Origin of the sequence: Bacillus infantis (assembly GCF_050107595.1) — a bacterium.
GTDB classification, from domain to species: Bacteria; Bacillota; Bacilli; order Bacillales; family Cytobacillaceae; genus Bacillus_AB; species Bacillus_AB infantis_C.
Genome location: NZ_JBNILH010000005.1, coordinates 338625 through 363737, shown reverse-complemented (window position 1 = coordinate 363737; position 25113 = coordinate 338625). Strand labels below are relative to the sequence as shown.

Annotated in this window: 19 protein-coding genes and 1 pseudogene; 17 read left to right on the top strand and 3 right to left on the bottom strand. The window is 44.9% G+C overall.

The window, feature by feature from the left end; all coding sequences use genetic code 11:
* Window positions 1-619: 619 nt before the first annotated feature.
* A complete protein-coding gene (locus tag ACQCVH_RS13385; RefSeq protein ID WP_426836154.1) occupies window positions 620-2383 on the bottom strand; it encodes an ABC transporter ATP-binding protein in 1764 nt (587 codons plus the stop codon).
* 32 nt (window positions 2384-2415) lie between these two features.
* A complete protein-coding gene (locus tag ACQCVH_RS13380; RefSeq protein ID WP_426836153.1) occupies window positions 2416-3102 on the bottom strand; it encodes a rhamnogalacturonan acetylesterase in 687 nt (228 codons plus the stop codon).
* A gap of 294 nt (window positions 3103-3396) precedes the next feature.
* Between ACQCVH_RS13380 and ACQCVH_RS13375 the strand changes: the two genes are divergently transcribed.
* A complete protein-coding gene (locus tag ACQCVH_RS13375) occupies window positions 3397-5619 on the top strand; it encodes a helix-turn-helix domain-containing protein (protein ID WP_426836152.1) in 2223 nt (740 codons plus the stop codon).
* Between the two features lie 48 nt (window positions 5620-5667).
* Here the strand turns inward: ACQCVH_RS13375 and ACQCVH_RS13370 are convergent, their stop codons facing one another.
* Window positions 5668-6552 carry a carbohydrate ABC transporter permease gene (locus tag ACQCVH_RS13370; RefSeq protein WP_426836151.1) on the bottom strand — a complete coding sequence of 295 codons (885 nt, stop codon included), beginning with the start codon at window positions 6550-6552 and terminating at the stop codon, window positions 5668-5670.
* Between the two features lie 316 nt (window positions 6553-6868).
* Between ACQCVH_RS13370 and ACQCVH_RS13365 the strand changes: the two genes are divergently transcribed.
* The 16 genes and pseudogenes from ACQCVH_RS13365 (at window position 6869) to ACQCVH_RS13290 (ending at window position 25102) form a co-directional block, all read left to right on the top strand.
* Window positions 6869-7846 (top strand): ABC transporter permease, encoded by a 978-nt coding sequence (locus ACQCVH_RS13365; RefSeq protein ID WP_419716653.1) that lies wholly within the window; start codon window positions 6869-6871, stop codon window positions 7844-7846.
* A gap of 20 nt (window positions 7847-7866) precedes the next feature.
* Window positions 7867-8535 (top strand): YesL family protein, encoded by a 669-nt coding sequence (locus tag ACQCVH_RS13360; protein WP_426836150.1) that lies wholly within the window; start codon window positions 7867-7869, stop codon window positions 8533-8535.
* Window positions 8513-10018 (top strand): extracellular solute-binding protein, encoded by a 1506-nt coding sequence (locus ACQCVH_RS13355; protein ID WP_426836149.1) that lies wholly within the window; start codon window positions 8513-8515, stop codon window positions 10016-10018. Before ACQCVH_RS13360 ends, ACQCVH_RS13355 begins: the two co-directional genes overlap by 23 nt.
* Before the next feature lie 69 nt (window positions 10019-10087).
* A complete protein-coding gene (locus tag ACQCVH_RS13350; protein WP_426836148.1) occupies window positions 10088-11236 on the top strand; it encodes a glycoside hydrolase family 88/105 protein in 1149 nt (382 codons plus the stop codon).
* Window positions 11217-12548: a glycoside hydrolase family 28 protein gene (locus ACQCVH_RS13345; RefSeq protein WP_426836147.1), complete on the top strand. Its 1332-nt coding sequence runs from the start codon at window positions 11217-11219 to the stop codon at window positions 12546-12548. The genes ACQCVH_RS13350 and ACQCVH_RS13345 overlap by 20 nt, the downstream gene beginning before the upstream one ends.
* Complete coding sequence (locus tag ACQCVH_RS13340; RefSeq protein WP_426836146.1) at window positions 12545-13447, top strand: dienelactone hydrolase family protein; 903 nt, start codon at window positions 12545-12547, stop codon at window positions 13445-13447. Before ACQCVH_RS13345 ends, ACQCVH_RS13340 begins: the two co-directional genes overlap by 4 nt.
* Window positions 13417-14361 (top strand): pectinesterase family protein, encoded by a 945-nt coding sequence (locus tag ACQCVH_RS13335; protein WP_426836145.1) that lies wholly within the window; start codon window positions 13417-13419, stop codon window positions 14359-14361. Before ACQCVH_RS13340 ends, ACQCVH_RS13335 begins: the two co-directional genes overlap by 31 nt.
* Before the next feature lie 13 nt (window positions 14362-14374).
* Window positions 14375-14800 (top strand): hypothetical protein, encoded by a 426-nt coding sequence (locus ACQCVH_RS13330; protein WP_426836144.1) that lies wholly within the window; start codon window positions 14375-14377, stop codon window positions 14798-14800.
* Window positions 14793-16358, top strand: coding sequence for a glycoside hydrolase family 43 protein (locus ACQCVH_RS13325; protein WP_426836143.1), 1566 nt, complete (start codon window positions 14793-14795; stop codon window positions 16356-16358). Before ACQCVH_RS13330 ends, ACQCVH_RS13325 begins: the two co-directional genes overlap by 8 nt.
* A 209-nt stretch (window positions 16359-16567) precedes the next feature.
* On the top strand, window positions 16568-17332 hold the full coding sequence (locus ACQCVH_RS13320) for an NAD-dependent epimerase/dehydratase family protein (protein WP_426836142.1): 765 nt from the start codon (window positions 16568-16570) through the stop codon (window positions 17330-17332).
* A 103-nt stretch (window positions 17333-17435) separates the two neighbouring features.
* Window positions 17436-18200: pseudogene (locus tag ACQCVH_RS13315) on the top strand (Nif3-like dinuclear metal center hexameric protein).
* A 111-nt stretch (window positions 18201-18311) separates the two neighbouring features.
* Complete coding sequence (locus tag ACQCVH_RS13310; protein WP_426836141.1) at window positions 18312-19262, top strand: aldo/keto reductase family protein; 951 nt, start codon at window positions 18312-18314, stop codon at window positions 19260-19262.
* Window positions 19263-19552: 290 nt separating this feature from the next.
* Entirely contained in the window at window positions 19553-20989 is a 1437-nt protein-coding gene (gene uxaC / locus ACQCVH_RS13305; RefSeq protein ID WP_426836140.1) for a glucuronate isomerase, read from the top strand.
* Between the two features lie 92 nt (window positions 20990-21081).
* A complete protein-coding gene (locus ACQCVH_RS13300) occupies window positions 21082-22077 on the top strand; it encodes a LacI family DNA-binding transcriptional regulator (protein ID WP_426836139.1) in 996 nt (331 codons plus the stop codon).
* Window positions 22078-22148: 71 nt separating this feature from the next.
* The gene (locus tag ACQCVH_RS13295; RefSeq protein ID WP_426836138.1) at window positions 22149-23612 is read left to right on the top strand and encodes a tagaturonate reductase; all 1464 of its coding nucleotides are present in this window, start codon (window positions 22149-22151) and stop codon (window positions 23610-23612) included.
* Window positions 23609-25102, top strand: coding sequence for a UxaA family hydrolase (locus ACQCVH_RS13290; protein ID WP_426836137.1), 1494 nt, complete (start codon window positions 23609-23611; stop codon window positions 25100-25102). Before ACQCVH_RS13295 ends, ACQCVH_RS13290 begins: the two co-directional genes overlap by 4 nt.
* Window positions 25103-25113 lie beyond the last annotated feature (11 nt).

Here is a 25113-nt window from a genome sequence, read left to right as displayed (position 1 = left end):
GTATAAGCGAAGCGCGAAAATTTTTTGACAGGAAAGGGGGTACCCCCTTTCCTGTCAAAAAATCAAAACATAGCACAGTGGTTGTATCATTGTTTAGATGAATTTACACAATTTTAAGGACTTGACTGACGAATTGATACATGAAGGCCATCAAAAGAAGCTGCTGATGTATAGAAAAAGGACGAATTGATACATGAAGGCCATCAAAAGAAGCCACTCATGTATAGAAAAAGGACGAATTGATACATGAAGGCCATCAAAAGAAGCTGCTCATGTATAGAAAAAGGACGAATTGATACATAACGGCCATCAAAAGAAGCCACTCATGTATAGAAAAAGGACGAATTGATACATGAAGGCCATCAAAAGAAGCTGCTTATGTATAGAAAGAGGCCCAATCAATACATGATGGCTATCAAGAGGAGCCACTTATGTATAGAAAAGGGCCCAATCGATGCATGACTGCCAACAAAGGAAGCCGCCCTTGTATAGGAAAAGGCCTGACCGATGCAAGACGGCCATCAAAAAAACTACTCATGTATAGAAAGAGAACTATTGATGCATGACTATTAGCAAAAAGCATCTATGAATGAAAAGCGTCATTCCCCAAAAAAAATTTTTACATCTGCAGCTGCTTCAACTCATAAAAGCTCCCTTGCTGATGGATCAGCTCCTCATAGGTGCCAAATTCTATACATCGGCCATCCTGGATGACGGCGATTTTGTCAGCGCTGCGGATGGTCGAAAAGCGGTGAGCTACGATAAAAGTAGTGCGGCCCCTGGTCAAGGTGTCCAAAGCTTCCTGGATTTTTTTCTCGGAATGACTGTCAAGGGCAGAGGTTGCTTCATCAAGGATGATGACCTCAGGATCTCGGATCAGTGCTCTGGCGATGGAGATCCTCTGACGCTGTCCGCCGGAGAGCTTATCTCCGTGTTCACCTATCCGTGTGTCGAGGCCATTAGGAAGTTTCTTGACCACGTCCCACAGATTTGCGGCTACCAAAACCCGCCTCAATTCTTCCTCGGATACTGACAGCTTGCCGTAGGTGACATTTTGCCGGATGGTCCCTGAAAAAAGAATCGTTGATTGCGGGACAACCGCGAGATGGTTGCGAAACGATCTTAGGTCAATCTCTGCCATATCATGTCCATCCAGAAGGATTTTTCCTTCACTCGGCTGAATAAAGCCAATCAGCAGATTGAGAATCGTTGATTTGCCGGAGCCTGATTCACCGACAAAGGCGATGGTTTCACCTTGTTTAACTTCAATCGTGATGTCCTGCAGGGTATTTTCATAGGCATTGGGGTATCTGTAGCTGACATGCTGGATGGAAAAGCTGCCGTTCACCTTTTTTAGCTTCGGTTTGTTTTCGTAATTTTCCACCTCTCCAGCTGTCAAAATTTCGCCGATTGAGTTGACAGACTCCAGTCCCTTGGCAATCGTCGGGATCAAGGTGATCATGCCGGATACCGAGTTCACCACTGTCGTAAAATAGGTCTGGTACATAACGACTTCACCCGGTGTGATAGAGCCGCGATAGGCAAGGATGCCGGTAAACACCAGGCAGATAATCTGGAAAATCTGGAAGCTTGCCCAGCTGACTGAGCCGAATAAGGATTGGATGATGTCCAGGTGGAAGCCTTTTGGTAAAATTTGCTGAAAGCGGTGGTTAAGGCGTTTGACTTCTTGTTTCTCCAGGGCATGCGCCCTTGCAATCGGGACAAGCTCAATCATTTCAATGACACGGGCAGAGGTTTCCTCCATTTCCTGCCTGAATTCAGAATTCGAGTTTTTTATTTTTTTCCGGAAAATAACAATGATAAGAGCGGAAATCGGAACGGTAAGAATAAAAAACAAAAAGACGACAGGGCTGTTGTAGAGCGTGATGGCAAGAGCTGCGATCAGATTGATAAATATGTTCAGCAGGCTCACAAAAACCTGGGAGGACAGAGTTTGGACCGCTTCAACGTCGCGCATGATTTTCGACTGCAGCCGGCCTGACTGCATTTCCTTCTGGTAGGGGATGGAGAGCTCCTGCAGTTTTTTGATGAGCGATGCACGCAGGCCGGATTCAACGCTGCGGATCGCATAGCTGTGCAGCTTTGTATGATAATAGTTTGATATGATATTCTGCAGTACAAGGATGATCATCACGATGGCATTGAGATAGATGGTGCTGATGCCGTTTCCCCCGTGATTTGTGGCTGCATTGATGACATTGGCAATGGCGATGGGCATGACCCATGCAGGGATATGCTTGATAGTGAATAGGACGGCAGAATAAAACAGCTTTAAAGCATGGCCTTTATAAAGACCCAGCAGCACTTTAAGGGAATTCTGCTGATTTTGTTTATAGATATTTTGTATAAAAGAGTCCTCCAAAGCATTCCTCTCCTTAATGCCCATGTTAGCTGCTATTTCAGCAGGTTTTTTAATGGCAGATCGCTTTCTTTGATCTTTTCAGCAATTAAATGCGCCACTGCCCCGGCGCCTTTTTCATTGAAATGTGTGTTATCTTCAAGTCCATCCGGATAATTCGGTGATTCACCTGGAGCCAGATGCAGGAAGTAAGAAGCTGATTCCCTATGTCCCATGCTATTAAAAAAATCACGTGTGGCTTTGTGGATGTCCAGGAGCGGAACCTGATTTTTTTTGGCAAATTGCTTCATGGCTTCAGGAAAATCCCCGACTGACAGCTCATCAATGGTATCGCCGCCGTCAAACTTTCTCCTTGTGACGGGGGTGAAGAGCACTGGATGAGCTTGATTCCTTCTGGCAGTTTCCACATACTCCAAAAGGTTTTCCTGATAGTCGCTATAGGGACTGGTTCCGCGTTCTGGGTCCTCTGTTTTCTGGTCGTTATGCCCAAACTGGATGATCAGGTAATCGCCTGGAGAGATGCTGATTTCAATAGAAGCCAGATGTCCCTGGTTGATAAACGATTTTGTGCTTCTGCCATTGATGGCCCGGTTATCCAGGACAGCATTGCTTTTGAGGTAATGTTCAAACGGTTCACCCCAGCCTGTTTCCGGCCGCTTCTCAGGCAATTTGACAGCGGCAGTAGAGTCGCCGGCGATAAAAATGGTGGTTTTTGGGTCCATAATTGTGCACTCTCCTTCTGGAAAAAATATCCGTTGGGTGTTTTGTTAACGTTAACATTTTGGAGTAAGGTAAATATCCACTGTAACAATGGATTGTATTATGGTATCATCATTTTAATGACTAACAAGTGAGAAATTTCTGTAAATTAATGTTAACGCTCACATTATACAAAACCGGCTATCAGAAAGTCAAACAAATTGAAACAGGCATCTGTTCATTAGGGCAGATTCAAATACAAATTGTTGATAACGCTTTCATGGAATGGTATGGCGGAAAACAAGGAGTTGGACATTTTGAGGAATGGCAGAGTGTTTTACAAGCTGTTTATCCCGTTCTTTTTAGTAGGAATAGGTCTTGTAGCAGGCTTCAGCATTTTTATCTATAACTCGACCTATCATTCAGTAGAAGAGAGCTTTCTTAAAGATAAGAAGAATTACACAAAGCAGGTTCTGCACAATGTTGAGCAGAAGGTCAGGACTATTGAATACGGTTATACTGCCTACAGCTCAACAGCCAGCTTTGAAGAGACGTTTACTAACCCGCTTACAGGCAGGGATTTTGACGTTTACCAGGGTATTAAAAAAGAAATGAGTTATATAGAGATGATGGGGATTGAGGGCAGCAAGTACAGTCTTATCAGCCTGGCAGAAAAATGGGGGATAATCAATGACTCTCTGAAGAATCTGACTGCTGAGGAATATAATGCGTACAGAGATCAGTACATACAGGATAATGACAGGAATCTTTTCTGGAAGCCAACGGATAAAGGCATTGAAATGGTGATGACGCTCCCAATCTATCAGAGGGAGAAATTTGCACTCGGAATTGCCAATATCCCGAGAAGAAGCATTGATCATATAGTCGGTAAAAAAGATAATCTGGTCGAAATATATAACAGGCAGGATGAACTCCTGTATTCGAGCACCAAAGAGGGAAGCGGCCTGACTGACAAGAGTTTTAAAGAGGTAAAGGCAGCTGCTGAAGCAGGAGGAGAGGATGCAGAAGTCTATAAAGCTGCTAATGGAAAAACATATGTTTTCCTTGAGGCAGATTACAACCATTGGCTGTATCTGGTTGAAATTAATGGAAATGAAATTGGGAGCATCATTCACAATACAAGGCTGGGGCTGATCTTTGCCTCTATTGTTCTAGTCCTCCTTGTCGGCGGCATTTCTTTTCTTTTGGCAGACTCTTATTCCAAACCAATCAAAAAAATACAGGAAAGATTATCACAAGATGGAATTGACCATAAGCAAAACGAACTGTCTTTCCTGGCTGCTTCTGTTGACCGGATTGTCGATCAAAATGAACTGCTTACCGAAAGCTTATCAAAGCAAAAGCCAGAGCTCGAAACCTTGTTTGTGCTCAGTTTATTCAGGAAACGGATTGCGGATAAGGATATCCGTCACCGGCTTGAGCAGTTTGATTATGATTTTGGAGAAGATAAAGTCTTTTATACCGGCTTAATCCAGATTGACCATATGGATATTGGCCAGAATGCAGACAAAGACATCTTCCTGCTGGCAATCAACCATATTGTGCGCAGGATTGTTCCTCAAAATGAAAGGCTGCTTCCGATTGTCCTTAATGATGAAATGCAGGCTACAATCTTTGCCTGCGACAATGAACAGGACGCACAGCGTCGAATCATGATGTATTACGAGGAAATCCAGGAAGAAGTAAAGGAAACGCTCAATATCGTTGTGAGCGTTGGCATCAGTCCCGTGTATCATTCTCTGATCGACAGCAAGAAAGCAGTAGATCTGGCCAAGGAATCGCTTCATTACCGGGTAAATGTCGGGCCTGAAAGCATCATTTTTTACCATGACATTTCCTCGATGCTGAATGACGCTTCTATTTCTAAGTTCCCCATTGATTTGCACAATGAACTATTGAGCAGCATCCGCTCGGGCAGGGAAGATGATGTCCTGAAACTCACAGGCGTTCTGGTCGACGAAATCTTCAGGCTGAACAAGAACCCGATCAGCCTTGGCGTCACACTGGTCAGAGTCATCAATGATCTCGTCCAATTAGGCCAGCTGCTTGGCGCCGAATCAAAAATATTTGAAAATATTAAGAAGCTCTATCAGACAGCCATGAATGCCTATTATCCTGAAAAAATTAAGGAAATGCTATTCCAGCAGCTGATTCAGCCGGTCATAGTCAGTACGCAGAATAATACAGAGCAAGGCTTTAGGAACCTTTCAGATAAAATCGTCTATATTGTGCAAAGTGAATTTGACCAGGAAATCTCCCTGGAAATCATTGCAGACAGGCTGCACTATAATCCCAATTATTTGAGTAATGTTTTCAAGAAGGAATATGGAGAGAATTTTGTGGATTATCTAATGAATTACAGGCTGCACATGGCTCAGCTGTGGCTTAAAGAGACAGACATGACGATCAAGGATATTGCTGAAAAGCTGCAATACAGGAACTCTCAGAACTTCATACGGTTTTTCAAAAAAAAATGCGGCATGACTCCTGGAGATTACCGGAAAGAAAACAGGCAATAAAAAATAAAACAAAAGCTTCTGCCCTGAGCAGAAGCTTTTGTTTTATTTTTATCCTTTTACCGAGCCTACCAGCGCTCCTTTAACAAAATACTTCTGGACGAAAGGATAGGCAATCAGCATCGGTACTGTAGCAATGACAATGACAGCCATCTTGATCGTTTGTGCAGGCGGGACCACATCGACAGAGGATCCCTCTGCCTGCATTCCGCTTGAAACGATGACGATCTGCCTTAATAGAACCTGTATGGGCCATTTGGTTGAGTCATTAATATAAAGAATGGCCGTCATATAAGTGTTCCAATAAGTGACTGCATAGAAAAGGGAAATCGTGGCGATGGATGGCATGGCCAGCGGCAGCATAATCTTGAGAAATACTCCGAGATCCGAACATCCATCCATCTTAGCTGATTCTTCCAGGCTGTCCGGAAGTGCTTGAAAGAAATTTCTCATGATGATCAGGTTAAAGGCATTGATGGCAACAGGGAGGATCAATGACCAGTAAGAATCGATGAGACCGAATGCTTTGACTACAAGAAAGGTAGGAATCATACCGCCGCTGAACAGCATGGTAAAAACCACCAGGAAATTAAGGATGTTCCTGCCAGCCAGGTATCTGCGTGACAGCCCGTATGCCATCAGCGAAGTAAGGACCATACTGACAAGAGTGCCGATGCCCGTTACTCCGATAGATACGCCGAGTGATTTAAATAGTGTCGGGGTAGATAAGATATACCTGTATGCATCCAGAGAAAAAGTATGCGGGAACAAAATGAATTTTCTGGATACCACTTCCTGGGTGGATGCAAAGGAGCTTGATATTACATTAACAAATGGCAGGAAACATACAAGTGCAATGATGATCAGCAATGTTCCGTTTACAATGGAAAAAACTCGTCCGCCCTTTGTTATTTTGTTTTTCTTTCTCATTTTCATATTTGTCCTCCTCAATAGAAATCTATCTATCTTATAAAAGATACTTTTACCTTATCATTCACTCAAAATAACAGATATAATCAGTTTCCCATTAATGGTAAATAGATTTAAGAAAACGCTTACAAATATAGTTGGTGAGAAAATTTCAGGGCTGAACTTTACAGGCCTGAAGCAATCATTTTAACCGCTTACATTTAGAAACACCTTGATGCATAAGGGTTTGTAAGCGTAATCATAAAATGATTATATACGGAATTTTCGAATTTTTAGTATTCTTAAAGCATCAAGCAAGTCAAAATAGCTAAAGGAGGATTTTATGGAAAGTGCCGTTAAGCCGGAAGATCATACTCTGCCGGCAGTGACTGCCAAGCAGGAGAAATCCATTAGAAGAAAGAAGCTCATGGCTGGAATGAGGGCCAATAAAATGCTCTATCTGATGATTTTGCCGGGCGTCCTTTATTTTGTGATTTTTAAGTATTTGCCAATGGCCGGCCTGGTGGTTGCCTTTCAGGATTATCAGCCGTACCTTGGGATAATGGGCAGCCCTTGGGCAGGAATGAAGCATTTTATCCGATTGTTTACAGAGCCGACTTTCTTCATGCTGCTGAATAATACACTCATTTTATTTGCCCTGAATATCGTCATTTTCTTCCCGCTTCCCATCATTCTTTCTTTAATGCTTAATGAAGTAAAGAATAAATACTTTAAGTCGGGGATACAAACACTCATTTATATACCCCATTTTATGTCATGGGTCATCATCGTTTCGATCACTTATGTGTTCTTAAATGTTGATGGGGGCATCATTAATGAGTTCCTGGCATTTATCGGTATGGAAAAGGTCAGCTTCCTGACATCGCCTGACTGGACAAGAACAGTCTATATCAGCCAGGTTATCTGGAAGGAACTGGGCTGGTCCACTATCATTTACCTTGCTGCGATTACTGCAGTGGATACACAGTTATATGAAGCAGCAGAAATAGATGGGGCAGGCCGCCTGCGCAAAACCTGGCATGTCACTTTGCCGGCAATACGACCAGTCATTATCACTCTGCTGATTCTGAAAATCGGAAGCACCCTGGACCTTGGCTTTGAACATATGTATCTCCTGCTAAACTCGCTAAATCGGAGTGTTGCCGAAATTTTCGATACGTACATCTATACCGCTGGTTTGAAAAACGGCCAGCTGAGCTTCAGTACAGCAGTCGGTCTATTTAAGGGTCTGGTAGGACTGATCCTGGTCATGCTCGCTAATAAGCTGGCCAAAAAATTCGGAGAAGATGGCGTGTACTGAGGCTGGAGGAGGAGGTTCTTATGCTCAAATCAATTGACAAAGTGAATCATATCTTTACGGTGATCCTGAATTTGGTATATATCAATTTCTTATGGGCTGCCTTCACATTGCTGGGATTGGTTATATTTGGCATAGGCCCCTCCACCTATGCACTTGCCTGCATATGCAGGCAGTGGGTCAGGGGCAAAAGTATACCGGTCTTTGCCTCTTTCTTGAAATACTATAAAGAAAGCTTCAGAGAATCTGTGTTGGTCAGCTGGATATACACCGCTGCTGGTTTTGTCATCATAGTCGACCTTCTTTCTGTTGCCAATTGGTATCTGAAGGCTGCACTTTTATTCATTGGCTTTATTTATGTCTTATCACTGATTTTTATCTTTCCGACCATGGCCCACTATGAATGGAAGGGAATATTCTTCAAGATTAAAATGTCCATTCTATTCGGTCTTTCCTGTCTGCAATATTCATTGGCTTTTATGGCTGCAACAGGAATTATTTACTGGGCGGCAATGAGCTTTTTTCCGGGTATTCTCACTTTCATCGGCATAAGCCTGTTCTTCTATCTCTCAGCGTGGACTGCGAACCAGGTATTTACGAGGATGGAATTGGCCAATTCCGCGGAAGTGAATGATAAAAATAAATATCAAATTATAAAGGGGAATAGAGATGAAGAAGCACATGGCATCTAAATTTGCAACCATCAGTTTAGCCGGAACCCTCCTGCTTGCAGGATGCAGCGGGAAAGAAACAAGCAGTTCATCCGACGGAAAGAATGCGGAAGGGAATACAGAAATTTCATGGCTGAATATCCTTCATACTGCCTCACCGCCAACCGATACGGTCCTGGATCAAATCGAGGATAAAACAGATACTGAAATTAAATTCTCATGGATTCCGGATGCCTCCAAGGAGGAGCGCATCAATACCGCATTGGCATCTGATTCACTGGCAGATATTGTTACTCTGACAATGCTCGATAATTCTTCAGTCAGAAACTCCCTGAAGTCAGGCATGTTCTGGAATGTGGAAGAATATCTGGATGAGTTTCCCAACCTAAAGGCAATTTCACAAGATACACGCGAATCTGCTTCTATTGAAGGAAAATTATATGGGGTTCCTTTCCAAAAAGACCTGGCACGCAACGGCGTAGTTTTGAGGAAAGACTGGCTTGACAATCTTGGGCTGTCTGTTCCCAAAACGACTGAAGAATTGATGGAGGTTGCAAGGGCTTTTACAGAAGATGACCCAGATGGGAATGGCCAGGATGATACTACAGGCTTTATGGACAGAAGCGATTTGATATACGGGGCATTCAAGACATTAAGTTCATACTACGGGACCCCTAATATCTGGGAAGTGGACAGTGATGGAAACTTCACCCCAGAGTTTGAAACAGAAAATTATGTCAAGACAATGGATTATATGAAAGAACTATACGATAACGGATGGATCAACAAAGACTTTGCCGTAACAGCGAAGACTGACCAGCAGCAGAACTTTGCACAAGGAAAAGCCGGAATCTATGTAGGAGCCCTGTTTGATTCAAAAAACCTTCAGACAATGGCAGAAGGAATCCAGGATCAAATGGAGCTGGCGCTTGTCAATGATATGACTTCAGATGCTAATTCAGAACGCGCGATCTGGTCAGCCGGGAACGGAATTGGAGGGCTGCTTGCTTTCCCTCGCTCTGAGGTGAAGGATGAAGCTGAACTCAAAAGGGTTCTGAAATTCGTAAATGATCTTCTTGATAAAGATGTCTATACTCTGATGACCTACGGCATCGAAGGGACGCACTACAAGCTTAACGATGAAGGCGCTTACGAAATTACCAATCAGGACCTCTGGCAGCAGGAGGTTCAGCCTTTTGCCGCTTCCCGCCCAAAAGAAACAGGTTACAGCTTGAAGGATCCAAACCCGCTGAAGAGCGAAGCAGATGTGAAGATAGCAGAGAATGCGAAATATGCGGTGCTTAACCCTGCATTTCCGCTGGAATCGCCTACAAACACTACACAAGGATCTGAAATGCAGAAAATCATTACAGATGCTACCTATCAGTATATTTTAGGAGAAGCGTCACTTGAAGATTTCAAAAAAGCAGTAGAAAACTGGAACAGCCAGGGCGGCAAAGCCATTAAAGAAGAATACAAGCAAGCATACAAAGCCGCGAAGTAACAGGGATGGGGGTTCAGCTGAACCTCCATTTCAATTCAAACTAACACTAAAGAATGGAGGACTATACAGATGCAAGATAAAAGTTGGTCAGTCAAAACAGCAGATTCTATTATGGAGAGAACTCCCTTATTGTTTGAAGAGAAGGGATATAGTGGAAAATGGTCTTATGATTATGGTGTAATCCTGAAAGGGTTCCAACTTGTTTGGCAGAGTACAGGCGAGGAAAAATATTATCAGTTTATCAAAGAGAATATGGATTACTTTATCAATGAAGACGGCTCTATTAACCGGTATGAACTTGAAGAATACAATATTGACCATATAAACAACGGAAAGATGCTGTTTGTTTTATATCATGAAACTGGTGATGAGAAATACAAAAAAGCAGCAGACCTACTTCGCAGGCAGCTGGAAACACATCCCCGAACTTCGGAAGGAGCTTTTTGGCATAAAAAAATCTATCCCTATCAAATATGGCTAGACGGCTTATATATGGGTGCACCATTTTATGCAGAATACCAGACAGCTTTTCAAAATGGAGAAGGGCTTGAGGATATTATTAGTCAGTTCAAGTTAAGCTACAGCCATCTTCTGGATGAAAAAACCGGGCTGCTGTACCATGCTTGGGATGAGAAAAAACAGCAGCCATGGGCAGATAAAGAAACAGGCTTGTCCGCCAATTTCTGGGGCCGTTCTATGGGCTGGTATCTGCTCGCGCTCACTGATGTGCTGGAAATTATCCCCGAAGCGGCGACAGGCAGGGACACTCTTGTGCAAATTCTTGAAGATACCCTGGGTGCGCTCCTGGCATATCAGGATGAAGAAAGCGGAACCTGGCATCAGGTTGTAGATAAGCCAAATGAAAAAGGGAATTACCTTGAAGCTTCCTGCAGCAGCATGATTGTCTGTGCAATCGCCCGCGGCATCCGGCTCGGAGTCCTGGATAGGGGAAAATGGGAAAATCAGCTTGAAAAATCCCATCAGGGCCTGCTGGATGAATTTGTCCTCCTGACAAAAGAGGGCTGGGTCAATTTGAATAAAAACTGCCAGGTGGCAGGGCTCGGCGGTGCGGACCAGCGTGACGGAACTTATGCCTACTATATAAGCGAACCGATTATTTGCAATGATCAAAAAGGGCTTGGGGCATTTTTGCAGGCAGCAGCTGAGTTTGAATATCTGATGAAAAGGAGAACAGATCATGGCAGTCTATCATATTAGCGATTATATTGACGGGAACGCCGGGCTTGCTACTGAAAGCATCCAGAAGGCGATTGATGAAGCCAGTGTTAATGGGGGCGGAAAAGTGGTCATCCCAGCCGGCGAATTCCGCACTGGCGCATTATTCCTTAAAAACAATATAGAACTTCACTTGGAGAATGGGGCGGTATTGAAGTTTTCTGATAAGCAGGAGGATTATCCGGTCGTAACGTCCCGCTGGGAGGGTGTAAAGCGAGAGGTTTATGCATCCTGCCTATATGCAGAAGAAGCAAAAAATATTGCTGTAACAGGGTTTGGCACAATTGATGGCAATGGAATGGAATGGTGGGAAATTTTCAGGAACCGCAGGGATGAGCTGAAATTTCCGCGGCCAAAGCTGATCAGCTTTGACCACTGTGAGCATATTACACTGCGTGATGTACGCCTGATCAACTCTCCAAGCTGGACCGTTAATCCAATCTGCTGCCAGGACATAACTGTAGATAATGTTTCAATCCTGAATCCAGCCGACTCTCCAAATACAGATGGAATAGACCCGGAATCGTGCAGAAATGTGAGGATCAGCAATTGCCATATTGATGTCGGTGATGACTGCATAGCCATAAAGTCTGGTACAGAGGATACCGCAGAAAAAGTTTCCTGCGAAAATATCACGATTACCAACTGTACGATGGTCCATGGGCATGGAGCAGTTGTGTTCGGCAGTGAAATGAGCGGGGATATCCGCAATGTCACAATCAGCAATTGCGTCTTTCAGAATACTGACAGGGGAATCCGCTTTAAATCCAGACGCGGCCGCGGCGGTGTTGTAGAGGATGTCCGGGTTGACAATATTGTGATGGAGGGAGTTATCTGCCCATTCATTATCAATCTTTACTATTTCTGCGGGCCGCGCGGGAAGGATCAATATGTATGGGATAAAAATCCCTATCCCGTGACTTCTGAAACGCCTATGTTCCGCCGTCTCCATTTCTCCAATATTACGGCCAGGAATGTACACGCATCGGCAGGATTCATTTATGGCCTTGCCGAACAGTATGCATCCGATATAACCTTCAGCCAGATTGATATTTCACTGGCAGAGGAAGCGGTGCCCGGCAAGCCTGCCATGATGGCCGGGATTGAAGATATGGCCAACCGCGGCTTTTATGTCGGCTTTGCAAGGGATGTCCTTTTCAGCAGGGTGACGATTGAAAATCATGAAGGGCCAGCCTTCCATATTGAATACAGCGAGGATGTAGAAGTGATTTCCTGTAAATCAAGGAACACAAAGGAAGGGGAAGAGCTGGTCAGGGAAGTGGCGGTAAAATGACAGCAGCAGAAATACGCCGGAAGCTTATTAGTCTCCTTGGGGATCGTTCTATACCGGAAGTCTTAGAGGATCGGGTCCTTACGGTTGAAAGAAAACAGGGATATACACTGGAAACATTGATGCTGAGCCTGAACGGTATTGAATCGGTGCCTGCCTATTTTGCAAAGCCTGTAAATGCTTCAGGTCCTTTGCCTTCTGTCATTTACTGTCATTCCCATGGTGGAAATTTCGAAAACGGCAAAGACGAGCTGCTGGCAGGCAGCCCTTACCTGGATGAACAGCCTTTTGTTGAGGCAATAACCGGGCTGGGGTTTGCTGTCTGCTCCATAGACATGTGGGGCTTTAATGAGAGAAAAGGAAAGCAGGAAAGCGAATTGGTTAAGGAAATGCTGCTGAAGGGGCAAACACTTTGGGGGATGAGGATCTTTGACAGTATTTCACTGATCGATTATCTTCAGAGCCGCCCGGATGTGGATGGAGAACGGATTGCCGCCATGGGCATGTCTATGGGCGGGCTGATGAGCTGGTGGCTTTCCGCATTGGACGAAAGAGTTAAAGTCACAGTTGACATTGCAGCACAGGTCCATATCGAAACACTGATGGAAAAACGCGGCCTTGACCATCATGGGTTTTATTATTATGTTCCGGGCCTGCTGAAGTATTTTTCCACTTTAGCTGTACAGGAGCTAATTGTACCAAGGGCTCGCCTTAGCTTAATCGGCAAGGGAGACCGTCTTTGTCCTTCTGAAGGTGCCGGATTCCTTAACGGCCGGCTGCAGGAATTCTATAAGGAAAAGCAGGCTTCCGGGCATTGGGATGGCCGGATCCTGACTGGCGGACATCAAGAAACGAAGGAAATGAGGGAACTATGGAAAGCTTTTTTAATGGAGCATCTATAAATTTCACGAAGTGCATAATCGTAGGAAAAAGTGATATTGCTGATTTCAAATCCATACAGGAAGCACTGGACAGCAGCTGCGGATCTGAAGCTCCTTACAAGATAACGGTCTTGAGTGGGGAGTACCATGAGAATCTTCATATCTATCAGTCCGGCCTTCTGTTGGAAGGCATCGGGAAGGTTAAAATTATAGGCAGCCGGTATGCCAGGCAGATGGGGCCTGACGGCACGGAAATAGGCACCTTTCAGACAGCGACTGTTTTTATCAATGCAGCAGATATTGTCATGAAGAATATAGAAGTAATCAATGATGCCGGCCCGGGGGAATTGGCCGGCCAGGCAGTGGCTTTATACAATCAGGGAGACAGGATTGATTTTATCTGCTGCAGCTTCAAGGGATATCAGGATACCATCTGTCTTGGCCCACTGCCGGAAGTCCAAAAAAACGGCCAGCCTTTTTCCGGGCCTGCATTAAAGACTATATTCAAGGAGAACCGGGTACGTTTCTTCTCCTGTTATGCAGAAGGGACGGTGGATTTTATTTTCGGGGGAGGGGAGGGCTTTTTCCACTCTTGCGAGATAAAATCTTTGAAGCGGCCTGATAATCAGGAAGGCTATATTACAGCTGCCTCCACTCCGCCGGAAAGAAATGGGTTTCTTTTTGAGAAATGCTTTCTGACAGCGGAAGCGGGTGTGGAGAATGTCTATCTTGGCCGGCCCTGGCGCCCTTATGCAAAAACTGCGTTCAATAGCTGCCGGATCGGTTCCCATCTCCACCAAGACCACTGGGATGATTGGAGAAACAAAGAGAACAGGAAGACGGTTGACTATCAAGAGAACGGCAATATCTTTGCAGATGGAAGAGCTGGAATCACATCTGACTGGATAAAATCCAGCAAGCAAACAGGAAAGTAAGGAGGCAGCAGGGATGAAACGTAAATGGGAAACTATGATTGCCATGGCGGGTGCGCTGCTTTGCCTAATATTTTTGGGCGGGTTTTCTATGACCATACTGACTATGGATGAAGTAACTTTTGAAGAAGCTGTCTACCCGGTTCTGCAGACTGATGCAGCGAAACCCCGTGTATCAGAAAGTTATGAAGCGGTAAAGACTCTTGCAGTCTGGTTCGGCGTCACCATGATAGCGGTTCTTGTTTTTACGGCTATTGCTACTCTATTTATCCGCAAAAACAAAAATCCAAAAGCAGCGGCAGTGTTTTATACTTTGGCAGGCCTGACAGCCCTCGCTGGTACCCAAATGATTGCTTTCCCTCTTGCGTTCATATTTTTCCTGGCTGCCGCGCTCTGCTTATTTAGAAAAATACAAAGGAAGGGTGGTGCATTTTATGCCTAAATCCAGGATTATCAATCCAGTTTTGCCAGGTTTCAATCCTGATCCTTATATAGTAAAAGCAAGGGAAACTTACTATGTGGTCGTTTCATCGTTTGAATGGCTGCCTGGTGTACGGGTGTACAGTTCGGCTGACCTGGTGAATTGGGAACATGAAACGGACATTCTAACCAATCAGGTCGATCTGAGGGGGAATCCGGAGAACGGAAGCATCTGGGCACCTCAGCTTAGTTTTTATGGTGGTACATTTCACCTTGTTTATACCGATGTAAAAAGCACCAAGCGTCCATTCAAGGACAGCCACAACTATCTCATTACTGCATCTGACTTAAATGGGCCATGGTCAGAACCGGTGTACTTGAACAGCAGCGGCTTTGATCCTTCTTTATTTCATGATAGAGATGGTCGAAAATGGCTGCTGAATGAAATTTGGGATTACCGTATGGAAACGGGGAACAAATCCGCCGGAATCGTAATGCAGGAATATGATGAAGAAACACAGCAGCTCATCGGACCGGTACATAAGATCTTTGACGGTACTTCATTGGCCAAGACAGAAGCCCCTCACTTGTATCGGCACAATGGTTACTATTATCTAATCACAGCCGAAGGTGGGACGGGTGCCGGCCATGCTGTAACTATCTGCCGGTCGGAGAAGATTACCGGCCCATATGAAGTGGATCCGGAATATCCGACGCTGACTGCCAGGGATAAACCTGATTCCACGCTGCAGTGCTCCGGCCATGGCAGCATTGTAGAAACACCGAACGGAAAGTGGTATATGGCTTATTTGTGCACCCGCCCTCTTCAAGGAAAATACAATATACTCGGGCGAGAAACAGCGATCGAGGAAGTTGTCTGGACAGAGGACGGATGGCTGCGCCTTGCAGCTGGAGGAAACGGTCCGCATGCGGAAACGGAAATCGAAACGGATAAGCCCGTTGTGCAAAGCAGGAATACAAGCTTCCGTGATGATTTTAATCAAAATCTCCATAAAGAATGGAATACACTGCGGATCATGCGCAATCCATCCTGGTGCAATCTGACAAGCAGAAGCGGCTGTCTCCGGATGCACGCGGGAGATTCAATTCAATCATTGTTTGAGCACCATATTCTGGCGGCAAGGCAGAAAGACTTCCGATTCTCGGCATACACAAGGCTTGAATTCAACCCTGAAACTTATAATCAGATGGCGGGTCTTCTACTTTATTTGAATGACAGCAATTATATTTATGCTTACATGACATACGATGAAAATAAGGGATCTGTCATCCGCCTCATGCATTCGAAGTCAGGGGAGTTCTCATTAGCTCCTCAAATGATATCAGTAGAAAGCGAGGCAGAGCTGAAAGTCAAAGTTGAAGGACCTCTGGCTCAATTCTATTATCGTTTAGATGATGAGATTTGGCAGGAGCTTGGGGATGCAGCGGACATTACCTTTCTGTCAGGTGGCTTTACAGGCAATTTTGTCGGCATCGCTGTTCATGATATGGACAAAAAGGCAGGCTCCTATGCAGACTTTCATTATTTTGAGTACGAGGGCCTGGACAGCATTGAATAGAAAATGTAAGGAGGCCGGAAGTTACATTCCGGCCTTCTTTATCTTTACGTGAGGAAAGTCTCCTGTTCTTCTGCTGTGTAAAGTAATAGTTAGCGTCGGAATTATTATCTCAGTATTTAGCAATGATTCCTGAAATAGGAATAACGAGCCTAGGGGAGGGTATTTTAAATAAAAAATTACGTTCTTTACAAGATCAGGAGGAGAAGCGGATGAAAAAGAAGATTGTCCTTATCGGCGGTTCAGGAACGATTGGCACTGTTTTATATAATGGCCTATGCAGCAAATACGATATTGTTATTCTTGATAAAAAAGCCCCTGAACAGCCTGCGGATTTTTTTGAAACTGATGCAGCAGATTATGAGAATCTTGTGGAAAACATTCCTGAGGATACGGATGTGCTTGTTAACCTGCTGACAATCAAGACAGAAAACGACCTGGAGAATCTGCAGGAGTTTCACATGATGACCAGCATCCATTTTACCGCTTCGTTTTATATCCTGCATGCAGCAGCTTCCCTCGGAATTCCTAAAGTGGTATTTGCCAGCAGCAATCATGCAGCTGATTATTATGAAAAAGATGGATATTCTTCATTGGGCAGAGAGGTCACAGCACAGGATTTCCCTATTTCTGTAGGGCTGTACGGTGTTTTAAAGTATGCATCTGAAGGCATCGGACGAATCTTGGCCCGCAACGAAGATAACCGCCTGTCCGTAATTAACTTACGGATCGGCAGTGTGCATCCCGATGAAAGCAAGGCCGTGAAGGAAGATGACAGGCTGCATAGAACACTCTTGTCACATGAGGATACTGTACAGCTGTTTGATCTCGCCATCCAGTCGACTGTTAAGAATGGCACCTATTACGGTGTTTCAGATAATCCTGATAAACCGTGGTCGACAGAAACAGCCTGGAAGGAGCTTGGATTTATTTCAAAGAAAAATGCGCAGCAGGTATTAGAAGAGAATGCTGAATAAACAGGAGGCTGATCCCGGTAAGGGGTCAGCCTCTTTTGCAGGATTCTATTGGAAGATAGAAGTATAATATATGGTAAAATGTTGAAAAAGAGAGGTGAAGAAAATGGATAATAAGCAGTTTTGGTTATCTATTGAAGCTTTGTTCGGCAAAGAGCTTTTAAAAAAGTTTGCAGTCGATTATGGCTTCACGAACAGGACAGATAAGGAAATCAGAACCGTTGGCTATACTGTGAATCTTTCATTGGAAACCATCGAACAGGCCGTCCGGAATCAGGTTGACTTAATGATCACTCATCATGATGCCTGGGACTTCATTTTTGGGCTGGGTGAGGAATGCAGGAAGAAATTGAAAAAGCATCAAATCAGCCACTTTTGGGTTCATGGCCCCTTGGATTAGGTCAGTTTCGGAACCTGCAGCTCATTAATGGAGAAAATCGGAATAGACGAGATTAGTCAATTTTCATTTTTTGATAATGTCGGCATTCCGGGCATCGGTGAATTTAAGGAACCAATAGCTTTTGAGAATTTGGCCCTTAGGCTCAGCCGCCTATTGAATGAACCTGTGAGGCAATGGAGAAATAATAATAAAAAAGCCAAAAGGGTGGGGGTCATGACAGGAGCAGGCCATTCTACCGATTATTTGAAGCTTGCCTTTGACGAAGGATGCGATACCTATATAACAGGAGAAGCTTCTCTATATACCATTCAATACGCACAGTTTGCCGGAATGAATCTCCTTGTAGGCAGCCATACCTTCACAGAAATTTTTGGGGTAGAGACTCTTGCGGGGAAAGTGAAGGAGAGGCATCCGGAGATAGAAGTTATGAAGCTGGAAGAATCACATTTTGAGCTCAATCCTATAATCTGATGAAAGATCCTCTGAGCATCTAAAAAGAAAATATTCTTTAAGGGTGATAGACTGAAATACATAGAGTTTTCAAAAAACTCTATCAATACATAAATAAAGGAGCTAATGATCATGGAATATCGGCGTCTTGGAAATACAGGCCTGAAGGTCAGCGTGATCAGCCTCGGCAGCTGGCTCACCTATGGAGGGTATGTGGAGGAGCAGAAGGCATCCTCTTCCATAGATAAAGCATATGAGCTTGGCATCAATTTTTTTGATACGGCGAACGTGTATATGCGCGGTGAGGCAGAAAAGGTCGTTGGAAAAACACTTGCTAAATATGACAGGAGCTCCTATGTGCTTGCAACGAAGGTTTTCGGCAAGATGGGAGACGGTCCCAATGATTCAGGGCTTTCGCGCAAGCATATCATGGAACAGGCAGATGCAAGCCTGAAGCGGCTGGGGCTTGATTATATCGACATCTATTATTGCCACCGATTCCATCCGGAAACCCCTCTTGAGGAAACCCTGCGCGCTCTTGATGATCTGATCAGGCAGGGCAAGATATTGTATGCAGGTGTGAGCGAGTGGACGGCAGAGCAGATGACAGAAGCCGTACACCTGGCAGATAAAAAGCTGTGGGACCGGATCGTCGTGAACCAGCCGAATTACAGCATGCTGCACAGGAATATTGAAGAAGAAATCATCCCTGTCAGCGAAAAGCATGGAATCGGCCAGGTCGTGTTCTCGCCGCTTGCCCAAGGCGTGCTGACAGGCAAATATAAAAAAGGGGAAGCACCGCCGGAAGGAAGCCGTGCCTCTCAAAAGGACCTGGGCACTCTTTACGGTGTACTGAACGACCGTAATCTCGAAAAAGCAGAGAGCCTGGAAAAGATTGCGCAGCAAGAGGATCTTACCTTATCCCAGCTCGCCCTTGCCTGGATCCTCAGGCAGCCCAACGTAGCAAGCGCCCTTGTCGGGGCAAGCCGCCCTGAGCAGCTTGAGGAAAATGTGAAGGCATCAGGCGTAAAGCTGAAAGAAGACAGTCTCCAGCAGATAGAAGAAATCCTTACTGCTGAATAAGCCTAATCTGATAGCAGCAGTTCTGATCTATTTAATTTTTAAGGGTTCCGGAATAAAACTTACCGGAACCCTTTATTTTTGGGAAACATGGCGATTTGCTTTCCAGGCATCAATCCTAATCGCTTGACCATGGATTATTCTATAAAGTATATATCTATGATTAAGGCAGGCCGCTGGCAGAACAAGAAAATGTTAACGTTAACAAAATCCATTTACAGACCTTTTTAAATTTGTTAGACTGAATTTATAGAAAATTGTTAACGTTAACAAACTCTTGGAGGGTGATTCATATGGAAAAGTTTATGGATGAGAATTTTCTCCTGAAAAATGAAACGGCTGCGGCTTTGTATCATGAGGAAGCAAAGGATTTGCCGATCATCGATTACCATTGCCACATCAGCCCAAAGGAAATCTATGAAAATAAAAAGTTCAAGAATATTACAGAAGCCTGGCTGTACGGGGACCATTATAAATGGAGGGCAATGCGGGCCAATGGGATTGATGAAAAGTTCATAACCGGTGATGCAGACGATTATGATAAGTTTCTTGCCTGGGCGGGGACAGTGCCGATGACAATAGGAAACCCATTATATAATTGGACCCATCTGGAGCTGCAGCGCTTTTTTGGCATCCATGACATATTGAATGAAAAATCCGCCCCGGACATTTGGGAAAGAGTGAATAAGCTGCTGGCAGATGATGACTTCAGAGTCCGGGAGATTATTAAGAAATCAAAAGTTCGTGTAATTTGCACGACCGACGATCCAGCTGATTCACTGGAATATCACCAGCTTCTTTTAAAGGAAGAAGACTTTCCGGTTCTTGTCGTGCCGGGCTTCAGGCCAGATAAAGGACTGGAAATCAACCGCCATGGCTACAAAGAATGGATAGAACGGCTTGAGACAGCAAGCGGGATTAAGGTCGACAGCTACGCAAGCTACCTGGAAGCATTAGATTCAAGAGTCCATTTCTTCCACTCGCTCGGCGGCCGGGTTTCAGACCATGCGCTTGATAAAGTTGTATATGAAGAAGCCACCTTTGAAGAGGTGTCAGAAATCTTTGCTAAAAAGCTTTCTGGAGGCACTGTATCCGAGAAGGAGGAAAAGCAGTATAAAACCTATACACTCGTTCATCTCGGCAAGCTCTACTCCAGTCTGGGCTGGGCCATGCAATACCATATCAATGCCCACCGCAATAATAATACGAAGATGTTCCAAACCCTCGGCCCTGATACTGGCTATGACTCTATCAATGATGACAAAATTGCAAAGCCGCTCGTCCGGCTGCTTGATTCTTTAGCTCAGGCAGGAGGGCTGCCTAAAACGATCCTGTATTCATTGAATCCGGGTGACAATCATACTCTTGCCAGCATCATCAACAGCTTCCAGGACGGCAGCATACCTGGAAAAATCCAATTCGGGACTGCCTGGTGGTTCAATGATACGAGGGATGGGATGCTAGATCAGATGAAAGCCTTGGCAAATATGGGGCTCTTCAGCCGATTCATCGGGATGCTTACCGATTCAAGAAGCTTCCTGTCATACACCAGGCATGAATATTTCCGCAGGATTGTCTGCAGCCTGATCGGTGAATGGGTCGAAAATGGGGAAGTTCCAAATGACAAGGAACTGCTAAGCAGGATTATCAAAGGGATTTCCTATTATAACGCGGAAGAATATTTCCAATTCCAGGAAGCCGAAAAACAGCATGCAGCTGCTATTAAATAAGCCGAGACCGGGTCACGGCTTGGAGCCTGCGGGCAGGGAAGGTTATAATAAAAGGATGAATAGCATTGATTGGTTAAAAGGAAGGTTTATATATGGTAACTATTAAAGATATTGCAAGAATGGCCAATGTATCGCATACAACTGTATCGCGTGCATTGAATAACAGTCCTCTGATCAAAGAGCCGACAAAACGGAAAATCCTTGAAATTGCCTCCCAGCTGAACTATTCGCCGAATGTGAATGCCAAGAGCCTGGTTATGCAGAAATCACATACAATCGGCTTGTTCCTGACAAGCATCGCAAATGGAACATCTGCAAGCTTCCTTGCGGATACAATCAAGGGAGTTAACGGGGCCATTTCTCAGGATTATAATCTGTTCATACGCGGAATCGATGATTATCAGGATTTCTCCAGCATCAACAGGCAGCGGTTTGACGGAATCATTCTTATGAGCCAAAGCGTACGCGACAACGCCTTTATCTACCATGTCATGCAAAAGGAGATTCCCCTAATTGTCCTGAACAGGGAGATAGAAGAAGAAAGTGTATACAATATATGCTCAAACGATGCTGAAGGCTCGAAACAGGCAGTGGAATTTCTGATCAATAACGGCCATAGGGATATTGCGATCATTGAAGGGACTTCAAGCTTTAAATCATCTCAGATGCGCAAGGACGGTTATATGCAGGCATTGATTGAGAAGGGCATCCCTGTCAAAAGCAGTTATGCAGTGAAAGGCAATTATGATATGGAAAGCGGCTTTCTGGCCATGGAACAGCTTTTATCCCTTAAGGAACCGCCGACTGCCGTTTTCTGCTCTAATGATGATATGGCGATCGGTGCCATGAACTGTGCATTCGAAAAAGGTCTGAGAGTGCCCGATGATCTATCTGTTATCGGCTTTGATGATATCGGTTATTCACAATACACGACTCCGCCGCTTTCCACCGTGAAGAGGCCTGTAGAGCAAATCAGCCTCCTGGGCGCGGAAAAAATGCTCTCTCTTGTACAGGGAGGGCTTGAGACGGAAAAAATATTTGTAAACACAGAGCTCGTCATTAGAAGCTCTGTGAAAAGGATTAGCTAGCATAGCCCGAAGCCAGCGGGCTCCCGGCAAAATGTTAACGTGTGCAATATTAAATATAAGGGAGGAAGGATATGGAGCGCCTAAGCAGTAAAACACATGCCAAAAGGATATTCCCTGAAAAAATCCTTCAATTTGGCGAAGGGAACTTTTTAAGGGGTTTCGCAGACTGGCAGATTCAAATTTTAAATGAGAAAAAAGGGTTCAATGGAAGTGCGGTTGTCGTACAGCCCCGCGGGTCCAGCAAAATTGAACGGCTTAACCGGCAGGATGGGCTGTACACCCTTTATCTTGAAGGGCTGAAGGAAGGGGTCCCTGTAAAGGAACATATGGTAATCGATTCAATCAGCAGGGGAATCAATCTTCAAAGGGAGTATGATGAATTTATCAGGCTAGCCGCACAGAAGGAGCTCAGATACATCATCAGCAACGCAACCGAGGCTGGAATGGTCTTTGATCCCGATGACATGCTGGAGGACCGTCCGCAGAAGGGGTTTACCGGAAAGCTTGCAGGTTTTTTATACCATCGTTACCTGGCCTTTAAGGGCGAAGAAAAATATGGATGCATCATCCTTCCGTGTGAACTGGTTGAAGATAATGGCGGGAAATTGAAGGAAATCATGCTCCAATATGCAGATTCATGGAATCTCGGGGCTGATTTCAAAAATTGGATTGAAAAATCCAATGTATTCTGCTCGACATTGGTCGACCGGATTGTCCCGGGTTTCCCGAAGGATACCCTGGAAGAGAAAACAATAGAGCTGGGTTATGAGGACGAACTTCTTGTTACAGGGGAGCATTATCATCTCTGGGCAATAGAGGGGCCGTCCTGGCTGAAGGATGAGCTGCCTGCTGAAGGGACTGGTCTGAATCTTGTCATCACGGAGGACATCACTCCATTTCGTACAAGGAAAGTAAGGATATTAAACGGTGCTCATACGGCAATGACGCCCCTGGCACTCCTATCCGGGGTTGAAACAGTTGAAGAATCTGTCACACATCCAGAGGTGGGGCTTTTTATAAAAAAGCTGATAGAAGAGGAAATCCTTCCGGCACTTGATGGGGACAGAAAAGAGCTGGAGCAGTATGCAGAGGAGGTAATGAACCGTTTTGCCAACCCTTATATCAAGCATTACCTAAAGAGCATTTCATTGAACTCAGTGTCGAAATTTTCTGCCAGAAACCTGCCGACCCTGCTGGATTATATAAAACAAGAAGGGAAACTGCCTGCAAAAATCGTCTTTTCCTTATGCTGCCTATTGTATCTATACAAGGAAATGGATGTGGAAGACAGCCGTACGGTACTCGAAATCCTTCAATCGGAATGGCGAAGCTTTGAGAAAAAGCAGATTGGAATTGAGCAGCTGTCCGCTAACCTTTTGAAAGAACAGAAGCTTTGGGGCAGGGATCTCACCGAGGTTGCAGGCCTTAAGGAAGCAGTGGCTGAATATCTCAGGGAAATAGAAGAAACAGGCATTGAGAAAGCGCTTCAGCGCGTAATCGACGGCACTGTCTTAGCTAGGGGGGAACTAGAATGAGAGATTTTCTAAAAATCAATCCGGCAGACAATATTATTCTCGCACTGAAAGACCTGAAAGCAGGCGCCGAATTAACAGTGGATGGCCAATCCATCCTATTGCGCGAGGATATCCGCCGCGGGCATAAAATTGCAGCAGGCAGGATTAATGAGAATGAAAATATCGTAAAGTACGGCTATCCAATCGGGCATGCAACAGCAGCGATCGGCCAGGGAGAGCTGGTCCATACCCATAATACGAAAACAAATCTTTCCGGCCAGGAGGAATACAGCTACTCCCCGGCTTTTACAGACAGTCCTTTCCGTGATGAGCAAAGAACCTTTAAGGGCTATCGGCGCAAGAACGGCAAAGCCGGAATCCGCAATGAATTGTGGATTGTCCCGACGGTCGGCTGTGTGAATGGAATTGCTGAGAAAATCATCAGCCGCTTTGAAAAGCATGCCGGTGACCAAAATCCATTTGACCAGGCCTTGGTTCTAAAGCACAGCTATGGCTGCTCCCAGCTGGGGGATGATCATGAAAATACGAAGCAAATCCTTCTTGATGCGGTCCATCACCCCAATGCAGGCGGCGTGCTCGTTTTAGGGCTTGGCTGTGAGAACAATGAGATGGAGGAATTCAGGAAAGCTCTGGGAACAGTTGATGAAAGCCGGGTTAAATTCCTCGTATCCCAGGAAGTTTCAGATGAGATTGAAGCTGGATTTCACCTTGTGAAAGAAATCTATGAAGCAGCCAAGGATGATAAAAGGGAGGATATTCCGCTCTCTGAATTGAACATCGGCCTGAAGTGCGGGGGATCTGACGGGTTCTCGGGCATAACGGCCAACCCTTTGCTCGGCCGTTTCTCTGATTATCTGATCGCCCAGGGCGGGACGACCGTATTGACTGAAGTGCCGGAAATGTTCGGTGCAGAGACCATCCTTATGGAAAGAGCGGAAAACGAAGAGGTTTTTGAAAAGGTTGTCAGCCTGATCAATGATTTTAAAGGCTATTTCCTTGAACATAAACAGCCAGTGTATGAGAATCCATCACCAGGCAATAAAGCGGGAGGGATCACAACGCTTGAGGATAAGTCGCTTGGCTGCACCCAGAAAGCCGGCACCTCCATGGTGGTTGATGTCCTGCCATACGGCGGTACCCTCAAGAAAAAAGGGCTCAACCTTCTCAGCGCGCCTGGTAATGATCTGATTGCTTCCACTGCGCTCGCCGCAGCTGGCTGCCATATCGTCCTGTTCACCACAGGCAGAGGAACCCCGTTCGGAACTTTTGTACCAACGATGAAAATCTCGACCAATACCCAGCTTTATGAAACAAAGCCACATTGGATCGATTTCAATGCAGGCACACTCCTTGAAGAAGAAATTTCCGCAGATGAGGTACTGCAGCAGTTCACGGACTATATCATCAGTGTGGCAAGCGGGGAATTGGTCAATAACGAGAAAAACGATTTCAGGGAAATTTCGATTTTTAAGAGCGGAGTCACTTTATAGACGGGAAATGC

Excerpts from the sequence above, each read along its gene's own strand:
- ACQCVH_RS13380 (WP_426836153.1), bottom strand. The coding sequence starts at position 3,102 with ATGGACCCAAAAACCACCATTTTTATCGCCGGCGACTCTACTGCCGCT.
- ACQCVH_RS13370 (WP_426836151.1), bottom strand. The coding sequence starts at position 6,552 with ATGAAAATGAGAAAGAAAAACAAAATAACAAAGGGCGGACGAGTTTTT.
- ACQCVH_RS13365 (WP_419716653.1), top strand. The coding sequence starts at position 6,869 with ATGGAAAGTGCCGTTAAGCCGGAAGATCATACTCTGCCGGCAGTGACT.
- ACQCVH_RS13360 (WP_426836150.1), top strand. The coding sequence starts at position 7,867 with ATGCTCAAATCAATTGACAAAGTGAATCATATCTTTACGGTGATCCTG.
- ACQCVH_RS13355 (WP_426836149.1), top strand. The coding sequence starts at position 8,513 with ATGAAGAAGCACATGGCATCTAAATTTGCAACCATCAGTTTAGCCGGA.
- ACQCVH_RS13350 (WP_426836148.1), top strand. The coding sequence starts at position 10,088 with ATGCAAGATAAAAGTTGGTCAGTCAAAACAGCAGATTCTATTATGGAG.
- ACQCVH_RS13345 (WP_426836147.1), top strand. The coding sequence starts at position 11,217 with ATGGCAGTCTATCATATTAGCGATTATATTGACGGGAACGCCGGGCTT.
- ACQCVH_RS13340 (WP_426836146.1), top strand. The coding sequence starts at position 12,545 with ATGACAGCAGCAGAAATACGCCGGAAGCTTATTAGTCTCCTTGGGGAT.
- ACQCVH_RS13335 (WP_426836145.1), top strand. The coding sequence starts at position 13,417 with ATGGAAAGCTTTTTTAATGGAGCATCTATAAATTTCACGAAGTGCATA.
- ACQCVH_RS13330 (WP_426836144.1), top strand. The coding sequence starts at position 14,375 with ATGAAACGTAAATGGGAAACTATGATTGCCATGGCGGGTGCGCTGCTT.
- ACQCVH_RS13325 (WP_426836143.1), top strand. The coding sequence starts at position 14,793 with ATGCCTAAATCCAGGATTATCAATCCAGTTTTGCCAGGTTTCAATCCT.
- ACQCVH_RS13320 (WP_426836142.1), top strand. The coding sequence starts at position 16,568 with ATGAAAAAGAAGATTGTCCTTATCGGCGGTTCAGGAACGATTGGCACT.
- ACQCVH_RS13310 (WP_426836141.1), top strand. The coding sequence starts at position 18,312 with ATGGAATATCGGCGTCTTGGAAATACAGGCCTGAAGGTCAGCGTGATC.
- uxaC (WP_426836140.1), top strand. The coding sequence starts at position 19,553 with ATGGAAAAGTTTATGGATGAGAATTTTCTCCTGAAAAATGAAACGGCT.
- ACQCVH_RS13300 (WP_426836139.1), top strand. The coding sequence starts at position 21,082 with ATGGTAACTATTAAAGATATTGCAAGAATGGCCAATGTATCGCATACA.
- ACQCVH_RS13295 (WP_426836138.1), top strand. The coding sequence starts at position 22,149 with ATGGAGCGCCTAAGCAGTAAAACACATGCCAAAAGGATATTCCCTGAA.
- ACQCVH_RS13290 (WP_426836137.1), top strand. The coding sequence starts at position 23,609 with ATGAGAGATTTTCTAAAAATCAATCCGGCAGACAATATTATTCTCGCA.